The 313-nt window shown below is 53.7% G+C and carries 1 pseudogene; it reads right to left on the bottom strand.

Annotated features, from left to right (window positions below):
* A pseudogene (locus Xhom_RS25485) lies at positions 1-313 on the bottom strand (phage tail protein); the annotation flags it as partial.

Raw genomic sequence — 313 nt, 5'->3', positions numbered from 1 at the left:
TTCTTCAAACGCCTTCAGCCCCAACTGGGTAAAAACATCCAGCGGTGCCAGTAACCGGTCCAGCGCCTGAACGCCCAACTGTACAAACGAATCCAGTGTCGCTTTCAGCTTGTCCAGCGCCTGAACACCCAAATCAGCAAAGAAGGCGAGGCTGGCTTTTAATTCTTCAAACGCTTTCAACCCCAACTGGGTAAAAACATCCAGCGGTGCCAGCAACCGGTCCAGCGCCTGAACGCCCAGCTGTACAAACGAATCCAGCGTGGCTTTCAGCTTGTCCAGGGCCTGAATACCCAAATCAGCAAAGAAGGCGAGG

Origin of the sequence: Xenorhabdus hominickii (assembly GCF_002632725.1) — a bacterium.
Lineage (GTDB): Bacteria > Pseudomonadota > Gammaproteobacteria > Enterobacterales > Enterobacteriaceae > Xenorhabdus > Xenorhabdus hominickii.
Note: the sequence above shows the minus strand (reverse complement) of the source record. Positions and strands in the feature narration are given on the sequence as shown.